Below are 7,194 nucleotides of genomic sequence, written 5' to 3' on the forward strand. Positions count from 1 at the left end.
ATCAGGGCTTGTATATCCGCTGGGTGGGTCACCTGGTAGCCCCCGCCGCGGGTCACCTTCGCTACCTCGTCCACCTCGGCGCGGTCGGCCTCCGGGCCGACCGCGATGGCGAGGAGCGGTACCGGACGCTCCGGGTCGGCGATCCGCTTCAGTTCCGCGATCAGGGCGCTGCGGGAGATGGAGCGGCTGTCCTGGTTCGAGCCGTCGGTGAGGATCACCACCGCGTTGAACTTGCCCTTCACATACGTCGCCTGGGCGTCCTTGTACGCGGCCAGAGCGGTGTCGTACAGGCCGGTCGCGCCGCCCGGCACCGGCTGCAGCGCGGAGAAGGCCGCGGCGAGCCTCTCGCGGTGCGTACCGCCGCCCTTCGCCGGATCGCCGAGCCGGCCGGTCGGAACCAACCTGCGGTAGTCCTTGTCGCCGTCGAGCGTGGTGGCGAACTCCCAGAGCCCGATCTCGTCGTCCGGGGTGAACTGGTTGAGGGCCTGGATCAGGGACGCCTTGGTGACATCCATCCGGGACTGGTTGCGCCCCGGCAGGATCGTGGACATCGAACCCGAGGCGTCGACAACCGTCGTCAGCCGTGCGTTCTGAACCGTGATCGTCCACATGCCGAGCGTCTGTTGGAGGTCCTCGGCGGACGGCGCCGCGGTGGCCGCGGTGGCGTACGGCTGGGGCTTGCTGCCGCCCGCCGATGCGACCATCGACTCCCCGGCCGTCCCGTCCACGTTCCTGAAGCCGTGCTTCTTCAGGGTGACTTGCGCGCCGGGCTCGTTCAGCAGCGTCATGAACCGTAGCGCCGCCCGGCCCTCGGCCGTACTCATCCTGGCCTCGTCGACCAGCGTGTACGGATAGTCGAGCAGCGGGGTGCCGTCCTTGGGGTAGAAGAGATCGAGCCTTCCGCCGCCGGTCGACTTCGCGTTGTGGGCGAACGCGGCCTGCTCGGAGAGGAGCACCGCCTGGTTGCGGGCCGGATTGCCCTGCTCGGCGCCCGAATCGCTCTGCGTCAATGTTTCCAGCACCTGGGTGTCGCCGTCCGACATGCGCTGCGCCAGCAGCTTGGCGATCGCCGCGACTCTGGTGTCGCTGTCACCGCCCTGCTTCTCGGAGGACGTGCCGATGCTGGAGAGTGCGAGCAGCCCGGTGGCGCTGCGTGCCGGGTCCGCCGAGCCCAGGCGCACCTTGTCCGAGTCCAGGGCCGCGGCCGTCAGCTCGGCCCATGAGTACTTCTTCTTCGGCCAGCCGAGCTTCTTGGCCGCGGACGGCACCATGGCCATGGTGACGGGGGAGGAGGCGATGGAATCGCCTCCGGTGATCGGAATGCCGTCGCCGGAGCCCTTGGCCCGGTCGAGCCAGAGGTCGGAGTCGGGCAGCCAGATCTGATAGTCCGGGGTACGGGTGCCGGAGGAGATGGCGTCGGCGACCTTGTAGGAATCGCGCGCGACGACCCGCACATACAGACAGCGGCCGTCGGATCTCAGATTGTCCTCGCGCGCCTTGTCGGCGACGGCTCGCACGGCGGGGGCGATGTCCGGTGAGGCCACCATGGTGAGACGTACGGCGGAGTCCTCGCAGGACTTCGAGAACGACAGCAGGCCGCCCTGCGCCGCGACTACCGTTCCCGCCGCCACCGCGAGGACGAGCATGGTCGCGATCGCAACGGTGCGCCGACGGCGCGGCGGCGGACCGTCCCCGCTTCCATCGGTCGCGTAGTCGTCGGGCAAGCTGTGACGTCCCATGTCGGTGGTGCCCCTCCTTGAGGATGAACAAGGAAAAGGGGGACCACACCATCGGCAATGGTGGTTGTCCCCCGACCTGTCGCGCATGATCTTCGTACCTGCATTCGAGACCCTAGCGGGGCGCGGTGGGGCATGGGGCGTGAATGCACAACTCAAGGCAGGTGTATAGGTGGAGGCGGGGCACGTGGCTGATTCTTTTCCTCAGGAGGCTGTTTCACAACGGATCCTGCGGTCCGAAACGGTGCTGGTGCTGGCTCTCTCGCTGGGGGCCAGCGGAGTGTCTGCCCTGATCAGTTTTGTCGGATCGCTGACGAAACCAGGCGGTTTGAAGGAACAGGCCGCGACTCTCAACAGCTCGTACGCGCCGGGGCGCCCATGGCTTGATCTCGCCTGGCAACTCTTCGGTATCGCGACGGCCCTGGTGCCCGTCGCCCTCGTTGCGCATCTGTTGATCAGGGAGGGCACCGGTCTGCGGGCCATCGGCTTCGACCGGTCCAGGCCGTGGCCGGACCTGGGGCGCGGCGCGCTGGTCGCGGCGGGCATCGGAAGTGCCGGGCTCGCCTTCTATCTGGTGGCGCGGGCAGCCGGTTTCAATCTGACGGTGGTTCCGGAGTCATTGCCCGACGTGTGGTGGAGATTCCCGGTCCTGATCCTCTCCGCACTGCAGAACTCCGTGGTGGAGGAAGTGATTGTCGTCGGGTACCTGCTGCGCAGGCTCGGGCAGTTGGGGTGGACGCCGATGGCCTCCCTGGCGGCGAGTTCGGTGCTGCGCGGCTCGTACCACCTCTATCAGGGCATCGGTGGGTTCATCGGCAACATGGTGATGGGCGTGGTCTTCGTGCTGCTGTACCGGCGCTGGGGGCGGGTCGGTCCGCTGGTGGCGGCGCATGCGCTGCTCGACATAGGGGCGTTCGTCGGATACGCCCTGCTGGCCGGGAAAGTGGGGTGGCTGCCCACGCCGTGAGTGGAGTGGGCGTCGGTCGGGGATGTTCGGCGGGTGAAGAGGGGCGTCGGTGGGCGGTGTTCGGTGCGGAGCGCGTACGGGAGTGGTCCGTACGCCCTCCGTCGCGTTGTCGCCGGAAGGGTCAGAATGCCGTGAGCAGTTCGCCGTCGATGACCGTGACGGCGCTGCCGGTCAGCAGGGTGCGTTCGCCGCGCAGCGAGGTGTGGACCAGGCCGGAACGGGCGGAGGCCTGTAGTCCGGTCAGCTCGTCACGGCCGAGGCGGGCCGACCAGAAGGGGGCCAGTGCGGTGTGCGCGCTGCCGGTCACCGGGTCCTCATCGATCCCGACGCGTGGGAAGAAGCCGCGGGAGACGAAGTCGTAGCCGCGGGAGGGGTCCTCGGCGGCGGCCGTGGCGATGACGCCCCGCCGGGAGAGGCGGGCCACTGTGGAGAGATCCGGGGTCAGCCCTCGTACGGTCGCCTCGTCGGCCAGTTCCACGACCAGGTCGCCGATGTGGGGGCCGGTGTCGTGGACGGAGAGCGGTTCCGCGCCCAGGGCGGCGCCCAGTCCGGCCGGGACGGGCTCCGGTGTCAGAGGGGCTGTGGGGAAGTCGAGGGTGACCGTGCCGTCCGGGTGGCCGGTCGCTGTGAGGATTCCGCACCGCGCCGTGAAACGCACCGTGCCGCTTGCCGCCCCGGTGGTGTGCAGGACGTGCGCGGTCGCGAGGGTGGCGTGCCCGCACATGCCCATTTCTGTCGTCGGGGTGAACCAACGCAGTGCCCAGTCCGCTTCGCTGCCCAGCGGCAGCCGGTGGGCGAAGGCGGTCTCGGAGAGGTTGACCTCCGTGGCGATCGACTGGAGCTGCGCGTCGTCGGGAAAGGTGTCGGAGTCCAGCAGTAGGACTCCTGCCGGATTCCCGGTGAAGGGGCGGTCGGTGAACGTATCGACGATTCGGATCCTCATGACGCCGACCGTACGTGCGGCGGAACGCGACAGGACAAGGCCAATTCGGTGTCGCTGGACCGAAATGCCCGGCCGCCGGCGGGGCCTTCGACCGCCTGCCACCGATTCCGGCCGCTGCTCCGTCCATGAGCGGTGAGCGCCGGGCGCGATGCGGCGGCCCGGGAGTGTCAGAGGCGGGCGGTATGTTTCGCGCATCGGACCGAGGAGGCCCCATGGCGACCAGGTGGAGCTTGACGATCGACTGCGCGCACCCGGCGAAGCTGGCCGAGTTCTGGGCGCTGGCACTGGGCTATACGGCGAAGCCCGCGCCCGCAGGCTTCGGGAGCTGGGAGGAATGGTTCGCTCATCACGGGATCCCGAAGGACGAGTGGGACCAGGGCGCGTACCTGTGCGATCCGGACGGGGTGGGCCCCAACCTGTCCTTCCTGCAAGTGCCGGAGTCGAAGGTGGTGAAGAACCGACTGCATCTGGACGTGCAGGTGGGGGGCGGTCGTGATGTGCCCTGGGAGGTGCGATGGCCACGAGTGGTCCAGGCGGTGGAGCGGCTGACCGCTGCGGGTGCGACCGTGATCCGTGAGGACGAGTTGCGGGGCAGACCTGATCACGTGATGCTGGCCGACCCGGAAGGAAACGAGTTCTGCCTGGTCTGACGCGACTGCCCCAGTCCTTTACAGGTACTGAACGCCGAGTTCCAGATGGCCCGTTGGTGCCCGCGGTTGCATCCGCGGGGGCACTGCGGGTTCCGTCGAACTCACCTTCTGTGGGGCGGGCGTCCGGTACAGAGCCGGGCACCGGCGAGGCCGACCACCACCTCCGAACAGAGGGATTCCCGTTCGCCGGGCAGCGGCTCCGGCGAAGGGTTTATGGGAGGGGGCCGCACTGGTCGGCGACCGGAGCCAGGTTCGCCGGTGTGGTACCACCTGCTGTGGTTGAGGGAGCTGGAGGCAGATCTGTCGGGAGAGCTGTTGGGGCCTGGGAGTCTGATCCGGGCGGAGAGGCGGCTGCCTGAGATGATTCACGTGTTCGTCATCACCTGGATCGGATAGCGCTTCTCTTGCCACTGCAGGCCGGGCGCGTCGCCTGTGCACCCTCTACCCGGGGCGGCCGTTGTTGCCGACGACCCTCACGGATCACCCCTTCCCGGACCGCACAGAGAGATAAGGGGGAAAGTACGTCACTCCGTCGTCCATGAACAGGAGTGACGCAGAAGCTCCCAGGTCAACGGGCGAGCATGCGCCCTTGGGCTGCGTCACCCCGGGTGTCCGGGAGATTCGCTGCGAAAGACCACTGAGGTGTGAAGGTTCGCTGAGACGGAGCCGGGCTGGTGCGGCATCGGTGAGATCAGAGAAACCTTCGCCGAGACAGGTCAAGCAGTTGTCCTGTCTCAACGAAGCCAGTCGTCCGCGCCAGCGCTGACCTGCGTGGGCCGGATTGGGTGAGACGCAGGGACTCGGTTCGTTGTGACAGATCTCGGGGGTCGGGGCCGGAGCAGGCTGCGTGCTGTCCCGCCTCAAGTCGGGCTGCCGCTGTGCTGGTCTGGCCTTCACACTCTGGCGCTGGCGACACCCAAGCCGTCCATGTAGTCGCGGACTCGCGTGATCAGTCCGTTGCGGACGTGGAGTATCAGGAGACCGGGGACGGCGAACGTGGTGGCCTTGGTCGCCAGTGTTCCCACCACGACATGCTCGGCGATGATCACTTCCGGATCGGCGGTCTCGTAGGCCGCGGTCCTCCTGACCTCCTGCACCTGGGCGGGGCTGGCGCCCCAGGCCGCTCGGTATCCGGCGCGCACGGCCTCACGCCCCTCGTAGCGAGGCGGGAAACCGGGAGAGGCGAACGGGAACTCGTGCACCGCGTCCATGGTGTAGAGATCAGCGAGATCGTCTGGGGACTTGTCGAGCATGGCCTGGTAGTAGCAGGTCAGCACCTCGTGAGGGGTGCGAACAGCAGGTGTATCCAGATGCGACACAGAGGTTGTTCCATTCGCTCAACACTTGTTGACCCATTCACCATAGGGTCGGTCGGAAGTTCGGTCAACGGCTGTAGAGTGAATTGGTGTCCACTCCTCGCCAGTCCCGCGCCGACCGCCGCCGAGCGACCGAGGCGCGCATCCTCGACAGCGCCCGGGAGCTGTTCGCCGAGAAGGGGTTCGAGCGCACCACCATTCGCGCCGTGGCGGCCGCGGCGAGCGTCGACCCGGCTCTGGTCATGCAGTACTTCGGCTCGAAGCGGGAGCTGTTCACCCAAGCCGTGCAGGCCTTCCCCGCTCCGCTGACGGCCACTGATACCGACGTGCTCGTCGATCAGTTGCTGGCCTCGCTCGGCCTCAAGCTCGGCGGTCTCCCCGAAGGCACGCTGGCGATGATGCGGTCCATGCTCACCGACCAGGCAGCAGCCGATCACGTCCGTGTCGCCCTCGGCCGGCAGATCGACAGCGTCGGTGCCGCCCTGCCCGCGGCCGAGGATCCCGAACTGCGCGCCGCACTAGTTGTCACCACGTTGCTGGGCGTCACCATCGGCCACCAGTTCCTCGGCCTGGCCTCGCTTCGTGAGGCCCCTGTCGATCGCATCGCCGCGTTGCTCCGCCCGGCCATCAAGGCCCTGGCAGGACCGCCGGAGTGAACGCGACGCCACCGATGCTCGGTGCGTGGAACGCAGCTTCCGTGATCCTGCGGAGTGGGCAGGCCGTAGTCAGGCTCGGCAGCGGCGGCGAGACTGCGGAGGAAGGAGTCCAACGTCTCGTGGGCTGGACGCAGAGCAGACGCGTCACCTCGAACGCTTCGGCGTCCTTCGGCTCGATCCGCTCGTCCGCGCGGATATCGACGACCACCGCCGAGCCGTCCGCGTGGTGGATGAAGCAGTCCAGGGCATGACGACGCTCCCGCTCGCCGTCATGCCAGTGCAGCCAGAATGGCTGCGAGCCAATTCCCACCACGCCCGGGTCGAATTCCATCAGCGGCAGCCGTCCCGCTCCAGCCACGGTTCGAAGCCGACGTGCCGCCCGGACTTCGCCGCCCAGTACCGGCCCGGGAAGTGACGCTCACCGCGCGACCAGCGAAACGCGCGCACGGGAGGGGCGTCCTCGAACCGGCCTGTCACGCAGTCCCGTACCGGACGCCGACGACGCCCGTGCATCGAGTCCACGTACGACAACTCGACGCACGGCCCCGCGTGATCCGCCCCAACCGGTGCAGCCACCCAGCACCCCCAGCGCGCTCGACCGCGCGACCAGGTTCGCTGAGGCAGAAGCCCGAACGACTCGGTTCGTTGAGAGAACGACTCGATTGAGTGAGACAGGACAGCTGAGTGAGTGTCCCGTCCCATTCGACCTTCTCGCCAGGCACGTCGGTGACCAGGGGATAGACAAATCACGGTGAACATGGCAGCTCACGAAATCCCAGGAGACGTTGTCGTCCAGGTTGACGCGTGTGCAGACGTCCCAGCCTTCGTTGTCGGCGGTTTCCGTTCGTGAGTGTCTGGGAGGGCGGGCACCTTCGATGGAGGTCCAGACGGCCCGGCAAGGGCGAGTCACCGACGGATCAACGAGC

General features: G+C 67.8%; 7 protein-coding genes. 3 read left to right on the forward strand and 4 right to left on the reverse strand.

Annotated elements, in window-relative coordinates; translation table 11 throughout:
- A partial coding sequence (locus ACFU8Q_RS37000; protein WP_384463198.1) for a substrate-binding and VWA domain-containing protein occupies nt 1-1,739 on the reverse strand: 1,739 nt, incomplete at its 3' end.
- Between the two features lie 184 nt (nt 1,740-1,923).
- On the opposite strand from ACFU8Q_RS37000, the gene ACFU8Q_RS37005 reads away from it, so the two are divergent.
- Nucleotides 1,924-2,703, forward strand: coding sequence for a CPBP family intramembrane glutamic endopeptidase (locus tag ACFU8Q_RS37005; protein WP_384463201.1), 780 nt, complete (start codon nt 1,924-1,926; stop codon nt 2,701-2,703).
- Nucleotides 2,704-2,824: 121 nt separating this feature from the next.
- Here the strand turns inward: ACFU8Q_RS37005 and ACFU8Q_RS37010 are convergent, their stop codons facing one another.
- Nucleotides 2,825-3,646 carry a PhzF family phenazine biosynthesis protein gene (locus tag ACFU8Q_RS37010; RefSeq protein ID WP_384463204.1) on the reverse strand — a complete coding sequence of 274 codons (822 nt, stop codon included), beginning with the start codon at nt 3,644-3,646 and terminating at the stop codon, nt 2,825-2,827.
- 212 nt (nt 3,647-3,858) lie between these two features.
- Here ACFU8Q_RS37010 and ACFU8Q_RS37015 point away from each other — a divergent pair, with 212 nt between their 5' ends.
- The gene (locus ACFU8Q_RS37015) at nt 3,859-4,296 is read left to right on the forward strand and encodes a VOC family protein (protein ID WP_384463207.1); all 438 of its coding nucleotides are present in this window, start codon (nt 3,859-3,861) and stop codon (nt 4,294-4,296) included.
- Between the two features lie 893 nt (nt 4,297-5,189).
- Here ACFU8Q_RS37015 and ACFU8Q_RS37020 read toward each other — a convergent pair.
- Nucleotides 5,190-5,615: a nuclear transport factor 2 family protein gene (locus tag ACFU8Q_RS37020; RefSeq protein ID WP_384463210.1), complete on the reverse strand. Its 426-nt coding sequence runs from the start codon at nt 5,613-5,615 to the stop codon at nt 5,190-5,192.
- A gap of 86 nt (nt 5,616-5,701) precedes the next feature.
- Here ACFU8Q_RS37020 and ACFU8Q_RS37025 point away from each other — a divergent pair, with 86 nt between their 5' ends.
- The gene (locus ACFU8Q_RS37025) at nt 5,702-6,268 is read left to right on the forward strand and encodes a TetR/AcrR family transcriptional regulator (RefSeq protein WP_384463212.1); all 567 of its coding nucleotides are present in this window, start codon (nt 5,702-5,704) and stop codon (nt 6,266-6,268) included.
- Here ACFU8Q_RS37025 and ACFU8Q_RS37030 read toward each other — a convergent pair.
- Nucleotides 6,240-6,599, reverse strand: a complete 360-nt coding sequence (locus tag ACFU8Q_RS37030) for a hypothetical protein (protein ID WP_384463214.1) — start codon at nt 6,597-6,599, stop codon at nt 6,240-6,242. The genes ACFU8Q_RS37025 and ACFU8Q_RS37030 overlap by 29 nt on opposite strands.
- Nucleotides 6,600-7,194 lie beyond the last annotated feature (595 nt).

Origin of the sequence: Streptomyces sp. NPDC057543 (genome assembly GCF_042801895.1) — a bacterium.
Classification (GTDB): domain Bacteria; phylum Actinomycetota; class Actinomycetes; order Streptomycetales; family Streptomycetaceae; genus Streptomyces.

Coding starts and splice junctions, on each gene's coding strand:
- ACFU8Q_RS37030 (WP_384463214.1), bottom strand. CDS start 6,599: ATGGAATTCGACCCGGGCGTGGTGGGAATTGGCTCGCAGCCATTCTGG.
- ACFU8Q_RS37015 (WP_384463207.1), top strand. CDS start 3,859: ATGGCGACCAGGTGGAGCTTGACGATCGACTGCGCGCACCCGGCGAAG.
- ACFU8Q_RS37010 (WP_384463204.1), bottom strand. CDS start 3,646: ATGAGGATCCGAATCGTCGATACGTTCACCGACCGCCCCTTCACCGGG.